This is a genomic window from Alteromonas sp. W12, assembly GCF_001924945.1.
Lineage (GTDB): Bacteria > Pseudomonadota > Gammaproteobacteria > Enterobacterales > Alteromonadaceae > Alteromonas > Alteromonas macleodii.
On record NZ_LQXH01000009.1, the window covers coordinates 360,025 to 378,099 of the forward strand.

Genomic DNA, 18,075 nt, shown 5'->3' on the forward strand with positions numbered 1-18,075 from the left:
GTTTTGGCTTGGTAAAAGCCGTTAAAAAGCCTGTTTAAATAGTCTTATCTAATGCGCTCATTCTCTGAAGGCGCTATGTAATTCAACGAATTACATTCACTTACGAATTCATTTTCTTAATGGCTGGGTGTAATGGCGGATATTCCGACAGCGTTTTGGTTTTCTGTGCTTCCATGGCTTTAAACACATCTTCCATTTGGAACATGCCCGCTTGCCATGTGGCCATATAGGTCAAGCTCTCTGCCACCGTGTGTTCTACCGCGTAGTTAATCATAGTCTTAGTGCCTGAAACTGCTAACGGCGAATTCATTGCAATCTGCTGAGCTATTTTCATTACCGCGTCTAGCATGGCAGTTTGGTCATCGAATACCTGATTCACAAAGCCAAGTTGCTGCGCTTCTGCGGCACCAAAGTTGCGCCCGGTATAAGCCAGTTCTTTAACTATGCCAATGGGAATGAGTTTTGGAAGTCGCTGAAGTGTACCTACGTCCGCCGTCATACCTAACTGGGTTTCTTTTATGGTGAAAAAGGCGTCTTGGGTGCAATAGCGCATGTCGCATGCACTAAGCAAATCTACTGCACCACCAATTGCCCCGCCCTGCACGGCACCAATAACCGGCATACGTGCCTGCTCTATGGCGGTAAAGGTATCTTGAAGCAACATCACCATACGGCGCATACGCTCTGCTCTGCGCGACGGGTCGCCCTTAAAGTCTTCTTTCATATTCAGGAACACCGATAAGTCCATACCGGCAGAGAAATGCTTACCCGTTGATGAAATAACAATGACACGGGCGTTACCTTCATCGTCTATTTCACGAATAGCCGCTGGCAATTCGGTCCAGAACTCTGGGATCATGCTATTCATTGCGTCGGGGCGGTTTAGTACTACGTGGGCAATATGACCCTCTTGTTTTACTTCTAATGTAGAGTACTTCATGGTTTGCGCTGTCTCCTTCGGCTGTTCCTGTTAACAAATTTGCAAACTAGACAGCGTCAAGATAAAAGGCTATGTTGACAGTGTCAAGATAAAACGTTATCTATTCGTCTCAATTTGAAAATGGAAACATCGGGTTTATGGCTAATGCAGTACAAAGCTACCATCACGGCGACTTGCGCAGCGCACTGATAGAGGCGGCAACGGCGCGTCTGTCTGAATACGGCGTTGATAGTTTATCTCTCAGAAAGCTGGCAGAAGATGCCGGAGTGTCACGTACTGCGCCCTATCACCATTTCAAAGACAAGAGTGCGCTTTTAAGCGCCATTGCAGCCAAAGGCTTTAGCGATTGGCATACCGCAGCTAAACGAATCTTCGAACAAGAAGACAAAACACCGCAGGCACGTTTCCGCGAATTTGTCCACGAATACATTGGCTACGCTGCCGACAACCCAGAGATGTACGAATTGATGTTTGGTCGCACAATTTGGCAAAACCAAGCGGCGACCAACGATCTGAAAGAGGTTGCATTTCCCTGCTTTCAGTTTCAAGTGACGATGACGCGCTATTGGCAAGATAAAGGGCTTCTCCCGAATAATCAGGATGCGCTGAGACTCGCACAGGTTACTTGGGGCACGTTACACGGGATTGCACGATTGCTCATTGATGGTATCTACGCTGACAGCAGTCATATCGAGGAAATGTGTGATTGTGCAGCAGATTTGTTTATGCAAAAGCAAATGGATGCTTAGAACGGATGAATTGCCAGAGCGAGACGAAGACTCGCTCGTAGCACTTTTTTAGTTACGCCGATTCCGCTTTAGCCATAGATACTGGCTGGCCTTCGTGCGTCGCTTTAATAAACTCAGCAGCACGTTCAGCAATCATGACGGTGGGCGCATTGGTATTGCCGCCAATTAGGCTGGGCATCACAGAAGCATCTACCACTCTAAGACCTGCTATACCTCTTACCCGCAATTGGGTATCAACCACTGCCATCTCATCGTCATTACTGCCCATTTTACAGGTACCAATTGGGTGATAGATGGTTTCAGCACGCTCACGTAAAAACTCTAAAATTTCTTCATCTGTTTGTGCTTCTACCCCAGGATATAGTTCACTGCCTTGGAACTTGTCGAAGTCTGGTGCAGATAGCAGCTTACGGGCAATGCGCACACCTTCAATCATGACTTGCTGATCTTCCTCTGCAGTCAAATAATTGGGGTCAATAAGGGCTTGATCAGCAGGATGGTTGCTTTGAAGCGAAATAGTGCCGCGGCTTTTGGGGTATAGACAGCATACGTGAAGGCCATAACCGTAACCAAAAGCTAACTGTCTTCCATGGTCGTTTAAAATTGCCGGTAGAAAGTGAAACTGAATGTCTGGGCCTTGTGTCGCTAAGCTTGAGCTAACAAAGCCACCTGCTTCGGCTATGTTGGACGAGAAAATACCTTTGCGCCTAAACGCATAGTCTGCGGTGGCTTTTACGTAGGAAGGTAATGCCCCTAATGCCACGGCATAGCCCTCTCTCGCTTTACAAGTATATTGTACAATTGCATCAAGATGGTCTTGTAAGTTTTGGCCCACACCAGGCAAATCTTGCTGAACAAAAATCCCCTTTTCTTCTAGCTCTGCTCTGGGTCCTATACCTGAAAGCATCAGAAGTTGTGGTGAATTAATCGCGCCGCCACACAGGATAACTTCGCTTTTAGCAAAATAGCGATTTACTACGCCTTTTTCACGTACCTGAACGCCAATTGCACGCCCCTCTTTTAACAGCACTTTTTCGGCTGCGACTCTAGTAAGTACAGTTAAATTGTTGCGATGCTTGGCCTGCGTTAAATACCCCTTCGCCGTTGAACAGCGTTGCCCGTTGGCCTGTGTAACATGGTAATACCCTAACCCTTCCCTGTCGTCTCGGTTAAAGTCGTCAAGCTGTTGATAGCCTGCAATCGACGCTGAGTTCACAAATGCGTCTGACAGCACGCTGGTATGCCTAAGCTTGCTAACATTGAGTGGACCGCCTGTGCCGTGGTATTCATCAGCACCTTCTTCAAAGTTCTCAGAGCGTTTGAAATAAGGCAGTACATCATCAAACGACCAACCTTCAGCCCCTTCTTCGTTAGCCCAGCGGTCGTAGTCTTCTTTTTGCCCGCGAATATAACACATCGCATTAACCGAACTGCTGCCGCCCAAGGTTTTACCGCGGGGCCAGAACAGTTCTCTGTCATACATCTCTTTTTGGGGTGCTGTGTGATAACCCCAGCCAATCCCCTCAAATCTACTGAGTAAAGACAACCCAAACGGGATATGAATAAGCGGATTAGTGTCCTTTGAGCCAGCCTCTAATAGCAAAACATCTAACGCGGGGTTTTCTGATAAACGGGTGGCAAGCACCGCGCCCGCAGAACCGCCGCCTACAATAATGTAATCGTATTTGCTCAGTACTTCGCTCATTTCGCCAACTCCTTGAGGGCAAGACTATTAAATGTTAAAAAAACGTTGTGGTACGACCAGATTACCAAACAACACTTCGCCAAGAAAAGACTTAAATTGTAAGATTTAAAAAATCTAATAATCCTGATAACTTAAGTCTATATCGAAGTAGCCCCTACTCTGAAAAAACTAACAACAAGCCACCGCCTAGTAGATTTAGGCTAAGAATGAACGTTGACCAAAAACCTATCGTTTAAAGACAAATGTAAAGTCTACCTTGCACAATGGCTTGTGAAATGGGGCAAGCTGACGCACGACGACTTCACGAAATCAGAGCTTCATGACCTCGTAAAAGGCAGCTTTCCTTACTCATTCACTTTCGATATCCCCATGGGAACTGGCACGGTTACCGTGCTTGAAGGAAATATCACGCTAGATAGTGAAAGCAACCGTATTGGTCTGCAGTGCCTCGCTGCGCTTAATATTGTGGTTGCCACCACGACTATTTATCGCGCTCATGTTGTATTTACCGTGTCGGCTTCACCCTATTACGACAAAAATATGAGTACACTCTATTTGACAGGCGTCGCCACTGACAACGTCACCTTAGTTAACGATGATTACGCGTTGATTAAAGACACGCAATTTCTGATGTCGCGACTCTTCCCCAAAAGCGTTAATTCTTTGCTTGGTGGCTCTTTAAAATCAGCGTTGTCACTGTTTAGCGCCGGCACATCCGATATGGCTGCAGACTATCTAAAGGTCTATTTATCTGGCTCGAAACAAGCAGTGTTGGACTACCACATCCCTCTCATTAACAACGCCATTAAAAAGCAAATTAAGCAGGAAGACTTAAGCCATACCATGCGTAACGACCATTGGCGCGAGGTTCTGTTCTCAAAAGCTGGCCAAAACGTGCGTGTAGAAGACGACGTACTGCGCTTTTACCTCATTGAATGACAACGCTTACTGTTTGGAACAATGCACGCTAGTGATCTGACACAATAGAAACAGGGACGGTATCCACCTGTTCACCAATATCGTCGATGTTTAACCTAGGATCGTCCACACTTGCTTCAAGCATATCGAACGCCTCTTTGACGTAGCGCGCTAACGGCTGTAGCGATTCAATATTCTTATTGCAGCACACTAATCCCACATTTGCCGTGCCTGCATATGTCATAAGCGTAATATTTACCCCGCCACCAGGCGTCATGGTAGAAATGGGGTAACAAGCCAGAAGCTCTGCATCTTTTAGATACCGCGTATCTTTTGGCCCAGGTACATTGGAGATTAAGATGTTGGCAATGGGTTTGACTACGCTAGATAGCCTTAACCACTCAAAGACCAGTGCAAGCGATTGAATAACAATAGTATAGCCGCTAAATGCTGCGGGCCGCGCGTGCTGCGCTGCATGTTTTACAATGCGGTGATTCACTACAATTTGGCGCAAACGTAAATAAGGATCGGTTTCGCCGTGAGCAAGCTGCACCGGCACAATAGCTATCTTATTACCCGTGGTTTTCTCGCCGGGTTTACGCAAATTGATTGGCATATTGGTGAACAAGGCTTTTTTAAATACTTGCCCGTGGTCTTGCAGCAGTTTATGTACGCCAATATCGAAGGCACATAGTAATACCTCGTTTGCCGTAGAGCGCGTTCGCCTTGCCAGGGCTTTCACACGCTTAAAGTCTAAGTCCATGGTAGCCACAGCCCTTCCCGCTTTCACTTGTCCAGTCAGCACTGTTTTCGTACCAGTGAAAGGAATAGGCATATAATGTGGGTTCACTCGCAGCACTTTCATGAATATACGAATAAAGATAATTAGCAAATCGAGCGCGGTTTTAAGCGCGTAACCCACTCCCACTAAGCGCTTGTAAAAGCTCACAGGCTCTCTGCGCTTATGGCGCAGTCGTTTTACTGCCCATACTGGTGTGAACTTAGTCTCATGAGAGTTTGATACATATCCCGCTTGGAACCAGCGCACTAAGGTTGCCCCATCGCCATACATGTGATGAACCCGCGCATAAATAGCAAACGTCTCGCTGTTGTCATCAAAGATGAAATGGTATTGCCAAAGGGGCTTGTCGGGATCTAACCGCGAAGCATGTAATCTTGCTACAAACGCATCGAGTGCTTCGCGGTTTGTAACATCAGCCACACGATGAATTTGAACGTGATAATCCATGTTGAGCTTTTTTACCGGCGCAAACCCCACCGGGTACCCCAATACCGTTTTTACCGCACAGTTGAAGGGAGAAGTAGCACGGGCAAAGCTTCTTATTTCCTGGAATAATTGAGGGACATATTCGGTACTTTTTGCCCCTTTAGGTATGGCAAGTAGCTGCAAGCAAGCTACGTGTTTTGGATTCTCGTCTGACTCGGTTATCCAAAATGACTTATCTAAGAAACTGAGCGTTTTTGCCATTACTATTCCTTTACGCGAAGTCGAGGGGTGACGGGGTTGAGGCATCTCTCATAAAGTCATGAGAGTCGAGCATCTGTTCTAACTGCTGTTTTTGTTCATCGGACAGTGCCAACCTTGGCAATACGCTTACCATCATTAGCGACAAAGCATGGTAGCGCTGCATCGTACTATCCATATGGCTGTTTAATTCATCAAATTGACAAGACTGTGTGATGATTAAGGACATTAAATCCACCATAAGTGCCCTGTCGGCCTTTGAGGCAATAAGAATGTCTCGTTTCGATAGTGACTCAAAAAGAAACGCTAATTGTTTATTCAAGCTAGACAATATGTGCTGTCTAGGGCGCAGGATACTAGGATATTTTTCTGCTAAGTCAGCCGGGCTACGGTAGAAAAAGCGAAACACATGAATACTGTCTATAAGCAAGTAGAGGTAATACATAATTTCTTCAGGATGAAGTGTATCAAGCTTTTCTCGGCTTAGTATCTTCTGCATCTGCTGTTCATGCATTTTCATCAACGCGTTAACCAGGCTGTCCTTGCCTTTAAAGTGGTAGTAGAGATTCCCCGGACTAATATCCAGCTCAATGGCGATATCAACACTGGTAACGGTGTTTTCGCCGTGCTCATTAAATAAGGTTAGCGCGGTGAGTAGTATTTTCTGCGCGGTTTTCATAATTTAATTCAATCCTTTGCCAACCCAGTGCGTTAATTTTTTATTCGTGAAACACGCTACATAAACACCAGATAGAGTTGAGCAATACCAGCTACCATACCTAGAATAGCGCCGGTTACGATGAGCTTCCACTCATCCTGTTGATACGCTGGGCGCAAAACGCCTTCAAATTCTTCAACACTTAACGCCTGCATGCGCTCACTTAAATCGTGCCCAATCTGCATAGCATTATTTGCGTAATCAAACGCATAAAGCAGATACTTATCAGAATTATCAAATATCTGACGCACCGCTAGTGCCTTCATTTTATGGTAATTTTCTGACCCCACACCCAACGCAAAATACGGTTGCGCTATGGCAACATAGCGTTCAATAGCGTCATTGACATGAAGCTCAATGAGTTCTAAAAGCTGGGCTGAGCCTGAACCATGCAAGATTACATGGGTGATGTTTTTAGGCGTTATAAGCTTTTCTTCAATAATGTTTGAATAGACTTCGGACACTTCTTTTTGGCGCTTTAAAAACATACCTTGAATAGTAATCGGCCCCAGTTTTCTTGGGCGTTTGGGTTCGAATATGATTTTGATAGCAATCCAATTAGTGGCATAACCCACAAGCAGCCCACCTAACGGCAGAATCCACCATGCTTGGTAGAAATACCAAAGTAGCATGGTGGGCAAACCAAACAAAAAGCCAAAATAGAAGCCGGAACGCACAATAAACGGAAACTCTTTGCTGCCTGCCGTTAAGAAAATTTCATTAACGAGCTCGGGCGCATTCACCAGCTGCTCTACCACCAGCTCTTTAATATCTAAAATTTCTGAGACATTGTGCTGAAAGTCGTCCACCATTTTATGAACAACATTAGGAATGTCGTTTTCGATACGTTGATAGACTAAATTTTTGCCCTGTGCAGGCAACGCAGCCCAAAGTTGAGGCGCAGATTCTGCCATTACATCGTTAACGACTTTGCGAATAACTTGACTTAAACGCCGCTCAATTGCTTTAGTGAGCTCGTCTGCATCTAAACGCTGTGCTAACTCTTCAACACTAAGCAGTTTGCCTAGCACTAGCTCAACCTCAATCTCGGCCATTTGGCGGCGCTTCGCAGGAATGAGTCCCTGCCACCCTAAGAAAGGCTTAATACCAACAAACTCAATGGGGTAAAACATCATTTTTACCGCCAGATAGTTGGTTAGCCATCCAACAATAGCGCTAATTAAAGGAATTGATAGCAGACTTAGCGTTTCAAAGTTCCATTCCATACTACGAACATGTGGTCCAATTTGTTATTTTCTCTCTCAGGCTACTGAGTGCTTATGAAATGGTCAATGTAAAAAGTGAAATTACTGCTAATTGTTGATTGAAAACAGCTAAATGAAAGTCTAAAAGTTAGAACGTTTGACCTTGTGTGATTCACCTAAAGTGCATCAGTTTTCTCAACAACAAACGATTAGGTAGTGAATTCTAAATTTACGCCATACACTCAAAATAGTGTATGAACCGCTGTTCTCATGCCCGTGCTTTGAGTCTTCGTTATATGGACATTTAAAGACCTGTAATTTTTGAGAACTGCGTTCTAAGTGAAAACTATCGTTTTGCTGGTGTTTTTCGGGTCAGTGTACTTTTTCAAATGAGTAGAAGGCACAGCCCTCATCAATCAAAAATAGGTACTCGTCATGGCAGTATTCGACTTGCGGTTAAAAAAGCTTGAACATGAAATCGAGCATGCAGGCAATTATGATGAATATGAGGCCGCGTGCTTAGCGCACGATGCATTGTCTGGTGCAGAGGAATGGAAAGCCGAAGACGCTAGCGATGATTACGACTACAAACTAATTCGCAAACGGGTTCAGCGCCTACAGCTTGCCAGAGGCAAAGGCGATTTACATGCGCTTATGTCGATTCTGCACGAGGGGCTACACGGCAATTTAGGCAATATTGCCAACCCCGTATTACTTACCCAGTGTAAAATAGGCACTAAATATCTTATTGAACAGTTTATTGACGAAGTGATATTGGCGCTAGAGCAAATTTATCACGCCGATGAACAAGACGTAGACTTTTACGAGAAACTGTCATTTTTTGAAGAGACTGCACACGCCTTCGGGCGCAGCTGCCTTATGCTTTCAGGTGGCGCAGGCTTAGGCTTTTTCCATGCTGGCGTGGTTAAGTCATTAAACGAAAAGAATTTGTTACCTACTGTAGTGTCTGGCTCTAGCGCTGGTTCTATCATCGCAGCCATGTTGGGTACACGAACTCACGACCAGTTATTAGAAGCACTCAGCGCCGACTTTATTTACGAGACTTTTAAACACTGGCGAAGCTTTGCCGGTCTTGGAAAGAAAGGGCTATTTGATAGTTCAGTGCTCGAAAATGCGCTGATTGAACTTTTCGACCTCACCACTTTTGAGGAAGCTTTTAAGAAAACAGGTCGACACATTACTGTGACGGTATCCCCTGCCGACCTCCATCAACATTCGCGCTTGTTAAATGCTAAAACCTCACCGAATGCAATTATTACTCAAGCGGTACGTGCATCCTGTGCAGTTCCCATCATTTTTAGCCCTGTACAGTTAAGAGCGAAAACGCCTTCGGGCGAGATTGTGCCTTATATTCCTAACCGTCGTTTTGCCGATGGCTCATTAATGGCCGACCTTCCCTTCGAGCGCTTAGCGAGGCTATATGGCGTAAATCACAGTATCGTGAGCCAAACAAACCCGTTGGCAGTGCCATTCATTTCCGCAAACCGCATTGACCCCAACTCGCTGTGGGACATGTCTGCGCGCCATCTTGGCCAACTAGCGAAAACTAACAGTATTTTCGCCATTGATATCATTGAAAGGTTAACCGGTAATAAAAGTGCCAAATTGGCTATTCATAAAGTTCGTTCTATCATTGATCAGCAATACGTAGGTAACATCAATATTTTACCCAAGCGCCAAATTAGAAATTTATCGCAGGTGTTGTCTAATCCGACGCGCGAAAGCATCAATCAGTTGATCGTCAGTGGCGAACGGGCATCATGGCCGCAACTTCATGTTATTAAAAGAAATACCAAAATTAGCGAAAATTTACGGTATCATTTAGGCCAATTGAAAAAACGTGAGGCAGTAGAGCTTGGGCACGAAGTAAGATAGCGTGTGCGTCGCTTGACCTGTCTTGAATTGCCAATAGCAAAGTAATGGCAATTCGCAGCATCTTTTGAAAGGAAAACGGTGAGCGCACAAAGCCAAAACCCCGACAGCATTTACACGCAGCAAGTAAAACAACTAATCAATATGATTTATCCTCAAGAAACGGGCTACGGTTCGGTGTTCGAGGATGCGAGTCACTATTTTTCGCTTACCCCCTCTCTTGAGCAGCACATTGAAGACTTAAAAGCTCAGCTTAAGAAAATTGAGGGAAATAAAAACAAAGAGGTGCTTGCAGAGCAACTGACCAAGCAAATAACAAACAGCACTGAAAAGCTTGAAGAAGAGCGTCTGGCAAGGATAGAGCGGCTTGACGCTGTAAGCACCAAAATTATTGAGCTTTGTGAGGGCGATAACTGGCAAGAAACACAACAGCTCAGCGCTAAGTTACTTGGTACACTTATGCTGCTCACACGAGGACCAGAGGGCAACTTTGCACGTGTGCACATGCGCTTCAAACCGCTCTACAAAGCGGTGCTTACACTGCGCTTAGTCGATAGACTGTTAGAGCACGACACGATTGCTCACAAATATCTCTCGAAGTATCGCGAAGCTGCATCCCGGTTTCGTGGGAACCGCTATTGGCGCGATAAATGGAAAACTGAGCTTGGACGACCGCTAATTACCGCAGCGTTACTTCAAGATATTGGCCTGCAAAGCCCTGCCGCACTCACCATCTTGAAAGGGGAAAATGGCGATCTAGACGAATTTCGTTTGCTGGAAGAGTCGCAGCGAAAGGATCTTCTGAAGCTAAACTATCACTTCACTTTAAAGTACTTGTCTGAAGGGTTAGGCCTACCTAAGTATGTAGGAAACAACAAAGAAGAAAGGGATCGCTTTGTTCAAACTCACAAAGAAGCCAATGAATTTTTGCAGCAGCTGGTAAAAGATGCATTTGTGTCGAAAACGGGGCTGGGAGAGATTGTAAAGATCCCTCAAATTTATGTTTCGATTGTGCTTTCAACTAAGTCTGACTACTCACGTATGAGCTTGCCTAAAGGCTACATGCTCATTGAACAATTAGCGAAAAAAGGCGGCTTAAATAAGCAGTTAGCGCAGGACTTTGTTGAGCTTGTGGGGTATTTCCCACAAGGGTTCGGCATTACCTACATACCGATGAATGAGAAAGGTCATGAAAAGGACCAGTACGAATGTGCAATAGTGATCGGCCTCAACCCTGCAAATCCAGCTGAGCCTTTATGTAAAGTGGTAACAAGAAATCAGAAGTACATTACCAGCGGTACGCAAGAAATCATTCCCAAAGGAAGAAACCTTTATTTCCCAGCTAACCGCAAGAAACTCATGCGCGTAGGGAAAGACAGACTAAGTGAAATTATGAGTCAATTGTCGAGCAACTTTACTCCGGACGCACTTGACGATTTAGTACCGAGTTTCTGGGAACCCTATGACTTCTTCGGTTTTAAAAAGCATCAGAATTTGTGGGCGAAAAATAAATAGTGGGCTTAGTTACGTGAAGTTTGTGATGGAAAAATTGAAGTTTCACTTCAATAAAAGCTCATAGTACAACTTCTACAAAACACCTCTCAAGAAAATGTAAAACTAAACTTAGCTACAGCTATCACTATGTCTATCTAAAGCGTTTCTGGACGAAGCTGCGCCAATTAACCACATATGTAGTTAATTGGCGCTCATGCCGAAAGCGAGGTTTATCTTTAGGAAGTGCTTTTATTCGTCGTTCTTGGTTGTATCAGTCGCGCTCTTAGTCGACGTTGCTTCTGCACTAGCCGCTTTCTTTTGTGCCGCACTCTTAGTAGTTGTCGATTTGGCCGCAGTACGCTTATTAGTTGTTCCCGCAGAAGCTTTTTTAGTCGTACTTGATGATGCAGATGCCGATTTGGTTGTATTGGCTTTGCGAGCACGAGAAGTTGAAGAAGCGGTCGAAGACGACTTTGTCGACGTACTCCTCGTTGCTTGCGTAGACTTTGGTGAGGTATTCTTGGGCGCTGCAGTCTTGCTAGCAGCGCTTTTAGCCTCGGCTTTTTTAGCAGCCTCTTTTGCTGCTAAAAGGGCTACTTGCTCTACAAGCAAGTCAACTTTTGCGCTTAATAGTTCAAGCTGCTGCTCTTTTTGCTGGCGCTTCTGGCCGCCTGAGAATGCAGAAAAAAGCGGCGTTGACGCCACTAATTTCTGAGCAGCATCAACCAAGGCAAAGGGATTAAGTGTTCGTCTTAACTCGCTTTCAACCTCAAGCCCTTTCGCCTGCATCGAATTTATGGTTTCTTGCGTGTCATCAATTTTCTGACTAACAACGCCTGCAGCGTGGTCTAATTTCGCCGATAACAAATCTGAGCCAGCGTAAAGCCAACCAAATAGAGGTGACGATTTAAGAGGTGAAGTAGCAGTACCGTTAAGTACTGATGAATCTTGATCGACTGTCGACACAGATTCTGTAGATGGAATTTTTTTGTTGCTCATAACGCCTCCAATACGGAGATTTACTAAGCATGACAGCATAAAACGGTTTCTACAGTCATTGAACTTTGTAAAAATGCTTCGCTGTCACTCAATTGCAGCTTTTAAAACGCGCTTTCAGCACTGAAAAGTTTATGAAAACTGCATGGAGGGCACCACAAAATGGTGCCCGGAAGGAAAACCGTTTTACTTGCTGGCAGCTAGCTTTGCAACCGCTTCAGTCAAGGCATCGATTTTTGCTGAAAGCTCTTCGATGCGCTGATCAGCTGGCTCTGAATCAAGGCCAAGCTTCTTGCGCACGTCTGCAACGCGATTTTCAACATCGTTAGTCGTAGATTTGAACTTACTCTTTGCGTCTTCTTCTAACGTTTCGCCCTTTGTCACTAGCTCGTCAAACATTTTGTTCGCTTCTTCGCTTAGCTTCTCGTAACGCCCCTGCGCTTCTTCAACGCTCTTGCCATAAGCGCCTAGGCCTGCTAACCAAATTTTACGTGCCATTTCTTCGGCTTCGTTGATTTTACCTTTAATTGTGTCAGTAGTAGTCATGTTCAGCTCCTATGAATGCTAAATGAGAGTGTATTTCAACACCATGGCTTTACTTTACGATTAACAATTAGAATCCGCATACTAAAAACACAAAAAATAAAAATGCCCGAAAAAGCGCTAACTTGTTCGGGCGAAATACCAGAGGAGACTGGTTTTAAAAAGGTGGGTGTAGAGTTAGAGTGGAACACCTGCAAGATGCAATACAAACGCATATTCAAGCGCGGTAGACTCGAATCGTTTGAAACGTCCTGAAGCTCCACCGTGACCCGCTTCCATGTCGGTTTTGAATAGCAGTAAATTATCGTCTGTTTTGTATTCTCTTAGCTTCGCCACCCACTTCATTGGCTCAAAGTACTGCACTTGTGAGTCGTGTAGTCCGGTTGTAACTAACATATGTGGATAGTCTTTTGCTTCAATCTGATCGTAAGGCGAGTAGGAAAGCATATAGTCAAACTCAGCTTTGTTGGCTGGGTTACCCCACTCGGTATATTCGCCGGTAGTCAGCGGAATAGACGCATCGCTCATCGTGGTCACTACATCAACAAATGGAACGTGCGCGCTCACACCTTGATAGAGTTCAGGTGCCATATTTACGATTGCGCCCATTAATAAGCCACCCGCGCTGCCGCCCATAGCAAAGACGCGGTCTTTGTCTGCGTACTGCTTTGCCACAAGTCCTTTTGAAACGTCAATAAAGTCAGTAAAGGTATTAATTTTCTGATGCATCTTGCCGTCTTCATACCACTCGCGCCCCAACATTTGACCTCCGCGAATGTGTGCGATCGCGACAACAAAACCTCTGTCTATCAAAGATAACCAGCTGCTTCTAAACGTTGGGTCTACAGTCGAACCGTATGAGCCATAGGCGTATTGATATAATGGATTGGTGCCGTCTTTCTTAAACTTATCTTTGCGATAAACCAACGAAACGGGAACCGACGTACCGTCTCTCGCTTCAATCATCACGCGCTCAGAGGCATAGAGAGAGGAGTCAAAAGTGTCAGATACACGGGTTTGTTTCATCACCTCGCTTTCAAGGGTATCTAAGTTGATATCAATGATAGAACCAGGCGTGGTCAACGAGCTGTAATAAATTCTAAGCTTATTGGTATCCATTTCAGGGTTTGCATTAAAATACGCACCGTAAATTGGATCTTGAGTTGGAATAACTTTCTCTTCGTTTGTCGTCAGATTGTGAACGACTAAGCGCAGCATCCCGTTTTCTTTTTCTTTAACCACTAAGTGGTTGTTCATTACTTCAATACTTTGAAGGAAAACGTCTGGACGATGTGCAATCACTTCTTGCCATTTCGACACATCGTTAGTGGCGTCTAATGGTGCTTTCATCACTCTAAAATTCTTCGCACCAATATTAGTCAACACAAAATAACCGTCACTCGCTTTTGCTACACTGTATTCTTGTCCGTCTTCAATGGGCAAGAATACTTTTGTTTGAGACGTTGGGTTATTCGCATCAATCAAAGTCACACCTGTTTTTTCGGTGTTGTCATGGTGAATGTATATGACACTATCGTCTTTACTTTTACTGATATAGGTATAAAAGGTAGGGTCGCTCTCTTCATAAACTAAAACATCTTCGCTTTGAGACGTGCCCAATTTATGGCGATAGACTTGGTATCCCAAAAGAGTCTGCGGGTCTTTCTTCACGTAAAAGAGGTGGGTATTGTCGTTCGCCCAAACTACACTTCCAGATGTACCTTCTAATACGTCATCAAGCTTTTCTTCACTCTCTAGGCTTTTGACATACACAGTGTAGATGCGTCGGCTAAGCGTATCTTCAGAATACGCAAGCAACTTGTTGTTGCTGCTCACCGCATAACTGCCAATACTGAAATAATCATGCCCTTCAGACATTCGGTTTGCATCAAGCAATACTTGCGGTTCAGCATCAAGTGAAGGTTTTCTTAAATAAATAGGATACTCATTTTCACCTGAGTAGCTGGTGTAGTACCAGTAACCATTGTCGAGAACGGGAACGGTTGAGTCGTCCTTCTCAATCCGAGACACGAGCTCCTCATAAAGCGCTTCTCGGTTTTTCTTAAGAGGAGCCAAAACAGTCTCAACATAGCTGTTTTCTTGCTCTAAATGGGACAATATCTCTTCGTCGGTGCGGGAGTCATCACGCATCCAATAGTAATTGTCATTACGGGTGACACCATGCGCGGTCATTTCATGCGGCACTTTTTTCGCCACAGGCGCACTCACTTTGGTATTTAACATAACGGATGGCGCTGCAGTTTCAGCTACTTGTTGAGGATTTTCAGTTTTATTTTCGACGCCACAGCCTGCTACCAAGCCACCTGCGGCAAGTGCTATCCATAGATATTTCATTATTATTCCTGTTGTGCACTTTTATTTGCGCTTTGTTTACCGCCAAACGGTTGAAGACAATCGACTTATGGTGATTGAAAATATAGGGAGGCAACTAAACTAAGCGGAACTTATAAGTAGACTGAGTATATATAAATACAATTAAGGGTCTAGTGATAGTTAACGCGAATGAGATTAATTAAAGGTTAAAATGTTACAAGATATGTAAAGCTGTGTTTCATCGCTGTAAATTTACCGACGAGCGTTAGTACAAAACGATAAAAAAACGCCGCATATTCAGAAATAATGCGGCGCTTTTGTTGTTTATTGTAAAAGCCGTCGTATGGAAACCAACAGCCTTTGACAGCCTAGAGTTTAGTCGACCAAATCCTTAGGCATGTCATCACGAATAGCAAGCCACACCTTTCCACTTTCTATACCGTACTTTCTAACTACTACAGGGACACGGTCGTATTCGCCTTTCTCAGCAACATCAAGCAAGTCTGCGTAATACTTGTTTGCCACGTCGCGTGCTTGTTGGTGCGAGAAGAAATAGCCACCAATACGCGAGTACAAACCACGAAAACCGTTCATCATCAAAACAAATACGTTATTGTTAGACGCTAACGCCAAGTCATGTGACATTTGATAGTCGAACTGGGCAAAAGCTAAACCTTCTTGCTCCACATTTTTATAACGGGCAATAATTTCAGCAGACTCTTGAGGATTGTTTCGAATTGCGCCTCGAATGAAAACCGCACTTAAATTAGTGCGCGCTGCTAATAAATTATCAACCAGTTCAGGGATCCCTTCTTGGTCTAAACGAGCGAGAGTTTCTAAAATGTTTAACCCACACGTTTCCCAGAAATTGTTAACCTTGGTCGGCTTGCCGTGTTGAATTGTTAACCAACCATCACGAGCTAGACGCTGAAGTACTTCACGCAGTGTAGTACGTGTTACACCAATTAACTCAGAAAGCTCTCTTTCTGCAGGCAAAATGGTGCCAGGTGGAAATCTTCCACTCCAAATAGATTCAACAATATATTCTTCGGCGAATCCAGCTGGACTCTGTGCCTTATAAATCATAACTAATCGCCTGCACGTTATTGTTATTTTGCAACTGATTGTACCAGATGCTGTTTTATTATCACAATGAATTATGCCTCGTCCACTAAAGCTTTTAACAACTTGTTAAAATTAAAGTGTTATTTCAAACACCATTAAACACTGCTTGTACATTTTATGTTCGAAATATTACGTATTTTCAAATTCAATGATAACTATCATAAAAAAAGTGATAAATATTCAGTGACTTTCACATGGTGGGGTCTGTGAATTGCTTTCTCAAGACGTTAATATCATGTACGCTTAATTTCCGACTATAATGACAGCAGCAAAACCGCGGTAAGGCGAAATAAATCGCATCGCGCCAGCAGTTTATGTATGCAATAACCGGAACTACACAGTATAAAGATGCGCAAAAATGCGTGCTTTGTTGTAAAAGGAACAGGAACTCATGCAAACCTCAATGATCGCGGCGATCTATAAGAATTTCCTGGGACATGCGCCCGACTGGTATAAAAAAACCATTATTGCCTTTCTCATTGTTAATCCCTTCATCTTTATGGTGGACCCATATGTAGCGGGCTGGACGCTTGTAATCCAATTCATCTTTACCCTAGCGATGGCATTGAAATGTTACCCGCTTCAACCAGGCGGCCTGCTGCTCATCGAAGCGATGTTTATAGGCATGACATCGCCTGGCCATATGATGCATGAGATTGAAGTTAATTTAGAAGTGTTATTGCTACTGGTATTCATGGTAGCGGGCATTTACTTCATGAAAGACCTGCTTATGTACTTGTTCACCAAATTAGTGATTAAGGTTCGCAACAAGCTAATTTTATCCCTATCGTTTATTTTTGCATCTGCATTTCTATCGGCGTTTCTCGACGCATTAACGGTTGTTGCAGTAATAATCAGTGTAGGTCTGGGCTTTTACTCTATCTATCACAAAGTAGCGTCGGGCAAGGAGTTTCATTCTGATCACGACCACACAAGCGACGACGAGCTGGGAAGCCACGACTTAGAAGACTTCAGAGCTTTCCTACGCAACCTTATGATGCACTCAGCCGTAGGTACTGCCCTTGGTGGTGTTATGACCATGGTAGGCGAACCACAGAACCTGATTATTGCAGACAAGGCTGGCTGGGACTTCGTTGAATTTTTCATCCGTATGGCACCTGTTACTATCCCAGTATTCGTATTTGGATTACTTACTACCGTAATTCTGGAAAAAACCGGTATGTTTTCATACGGCGCAAAATTACCTGCAGCGGTAAGACAGATTTTGGTCGACTATAACGACCATATGGACAAGGGCCGCAGTAAGCGTGAAACCGCTAAGCTGGTAGTACAAGCACTAATAGGTGTTTGGTTAATCATTGGTCTTGCTACACACATGGCGTCAGTGGGCCTTATTGGTCTGTCAGTTATTGTACTTGCTACTTCTATGAGCGGTGTTATCGAAGAACACGCACTTGGAAAAGCGTTCGAGGAAGCACTGCCATTTACCGCATTACTTTGCGTATTCTTTGGTGTAGTAGCCGTTATCATTGACCAAGGCCTTTTCCAGCCGGTAATCCATTGGGTACTGTCGTTTGAAGGCGAAACGCAAATGGTTATGTTCTATCTTGCTAACGGTGTGCTTTCGATGGTGAGTGACAACGTGTTTGTGGGCTCTGTTTATATCACTGAAGTCACAGCGGCTCTACAGGCCGGTCAAATCACACGTGACCAGTACGATATGCTTGCTGTAGCAATCAATACGGGAACCAACTTACCCAGTGTGGCAACACCAAACGGTCAAGCTGCTTTCCTATTCTTGCTGACCTCAGCCATCGCGCCACTGCTTCGTTTGTCGTACGGCCGTATGGTTATGATGGCATTGCCATATACCATCGTGCTGACCATCGTTGGTTTGTTAGCAACTTACATTGGACTTGCTGATGCTACTCAGGTGCTTTACGACATGCACCTCATTGAACACCACACCGCTGCTGAAGCGGGTGCTCAAGCGGTAGGTCACTAGTCT

General features: G+C 44.4%; 14 protein-coding genes. 5 read left to right on the forward strand and 9 right to left on the reverse strand.

All coding sequences use genetic code 11. The annotated features are described in order from the left end of the window. Window positions 1–100: 100 nt before the first annotated feature. A complete protein-coding gene (locus AWH61_RS15140; protein WP_075177512.1) occupies window positions 101–940 on the reverse strand; it encodes a crotonase/enoyl-CoA hydratase family protein in 840 nt (279 codons plus the stop codon). Window positions 941–1,077: 137 nt separating this feature from the next. Between AWH61_RS15140 and AWH61_RS15145 the strand changes: the two genes are divergently transcribed. Next, window positions 1,078–1,689 (forward strand): TetR/AcrR family transcriptional regulator, encoded by a 612-nt coding sequence (locus AWH61_RS15145; RefSeq protein ID WP_039225239.1) that lies wholly within the window; start codon window positions 1,078–1,080, stop codon window positions 1,687–1,689. A 52-nt stretch (window positions 1,690–1,741) separates the two neighbouring features. On the opposite strand, the gene AWH61_RS15150 is transcribed toward AWH61_RS15145, so the two are convergent. Beyond that, window positions 1,742–3,394, reverse strand: a complete 1,653-nt coding sequence (locus AWH61_RS15150) for a GMC family oxidoreductase (RefSeq protein WP_075177513.1) — start codon at window positions 3,392–3,394, stop codon at window positions 1,742–1,744. A gap of 213 nt (window positions 3,395–3,607) precedes the next feature. On the opposite strand from AWH61_RS15150, the gene AWH61_RS15155 reads away from it, so the two are divergent. Then, on the forward strand, window positions 3,608–4,333 hold the full coding sequence (locus AWH61_RS15155) for a DUF1439 domain-containing protein (protein ID WP_075177514.1): 726 nt from the start codon (window positions 3,608–3,610) through the stop codon (window positions 4,331–4,333). Window positions 4,334–4,361: 28 nt separating this feature from the next. Here AWH61_RS15155 and AWH61_RS15160 read toward each other — a convergent pair whose 3' ends face one another. Genes AWH61_RS15160 through AWH61_RS15170 form a run of 3 tightly spaced genes read right to left on the reverse strand, consistent with a single transcriptional unit; the run spans window position 4,362 to window position 7,742 of the window. After that, entirely contained in the window at window positions 4,362–5,801 is a 1,440-nt protein-coding gene (locus tag AWH61_RS15160) for a wax ester/triacylglycerol synthase domain-containing protein (protein ID WP_014949988.1), read from the reverse strand. Between the two features lie 10 nt (window positions 5,802–5,811). Next, complete coding sequence (locus tag AWH61_RS15165) at window positions 5,812–6,477, reverse strand: TetR/AcrR family transcriptional regulator (protein WP_075177515.1); 666 nt, start codon at window positions 6,475–6,477, stop codon at window positions 5,812–5,814. A gap of 56 nt (window positions 6,478–6,533) precedes the next feature. Next, a complete protein-coding gene (locus AWH61_RS15170) occupies window positions 6,534–7,742 on the reverse strand; it encodes a DUF445 domain-containing protein (RefSeq protein ID WP_075177516.1) in 1,209 nt (402 codons plus the stop codon). 414 nt (window positions 7,743–8,156) lie between these two features. Between AWH61_RS15170 and AWH61_RS15175 the strand changes: the two genes are divergently transcribed. Next, window positions 8,157–9,617, forward strand: a complete 1,461-nt coding sequence (locus tag AWH61_RS15175) for a DUF3336 domain-containing protein (protein WP_075177517.1) — start codon at window positions 8,157–8,159, stop codon at window positions 9,615–9,617. A 78-nt stretch (window positions 9,618–9,695) separates the two neighbouring features. Next, a complete protein-coding gene (locus AWH61_RS15180; RefSeq protein ID WP_049587740.1) occupies window positions 9,696–11,129 on the forward strand; it encodes a hypothetical protein in 1,434 nt (477 codons plus the stop codon). A gap of 228 nt (window positions 11,130–11,357) precedes the next feature. Here the strand turns inward: AWH61_RS15180 and AWH61_RS15185 are convergent, their stop codons facing one another. From AWH61_RS15185 to fadR, 4 genes are all read right to left on the reverse strand, one after another. Beyond that, window positions 11,358–12,107 carry a hypothetical protein gene (locus AWH61_RS15185; RefSeq protein WP_039225232.1) on the reverse strand — a complete coding sequence of 250 codons (750 nt, stop codon included), beginning with the start codon at window positions 12,105–12,107 and terminating at the stop codon, window positions 11,358–11,360. 183 nt (window positions 12,108–12,290) lie between these two features. Next, entirely contained in the window at window positions 12,291–12,650 is a 360-nt protein-coding gene (locus AWH61_RS15190) for a phasin-related domain-containing protein (RefSeq protein ID WP_014949994.1), read from the reverse strand. A gap of 174 nt (window positions 12,651–12,824) precedes the next feature. Then, window positions 12,825–15,002 (reverse strand): S9 family peptidase, encoded by a 2,178-nt coding sequence (locus AWH61_RS15195; protein ID WP_075177518.1) that lies wholly within the window; start codon window positions 15,000–15,002, stop codon window positions 12,825–12,827. Between the two features lie 354 nt (window positions 15,003–15,356). Further along, window positions 15,357–16,067 (reverse strand): fatty acid metabolism transcriptional regulator FadR, encoded by a 711-nt coding sequence (fadR, locus tag AWH61_RS15200; protein WP_014949996.1) that lies wholly within the window; start codon window positions 16,065–16,067, stop codon window positions 15,357–15,359. Between the two features lie 430 nt (window positions 16,068–16,497). Between fadR and nhaB the strand changes: the two genes are divergently transcribed. After that, a complete protein-coding gene (nhaB, locus tag AWH61_RS15205) occupies window positions 16,498–18,072 on the forward strand; it encodes a sodium/proton antiporter NhaB (RefSeq protein ID WP_014949997.1) in 1,575 nt (524 codons plus the stop codon). Window positions 18,073–18,075: the final 3 nt, after the last annotated feature.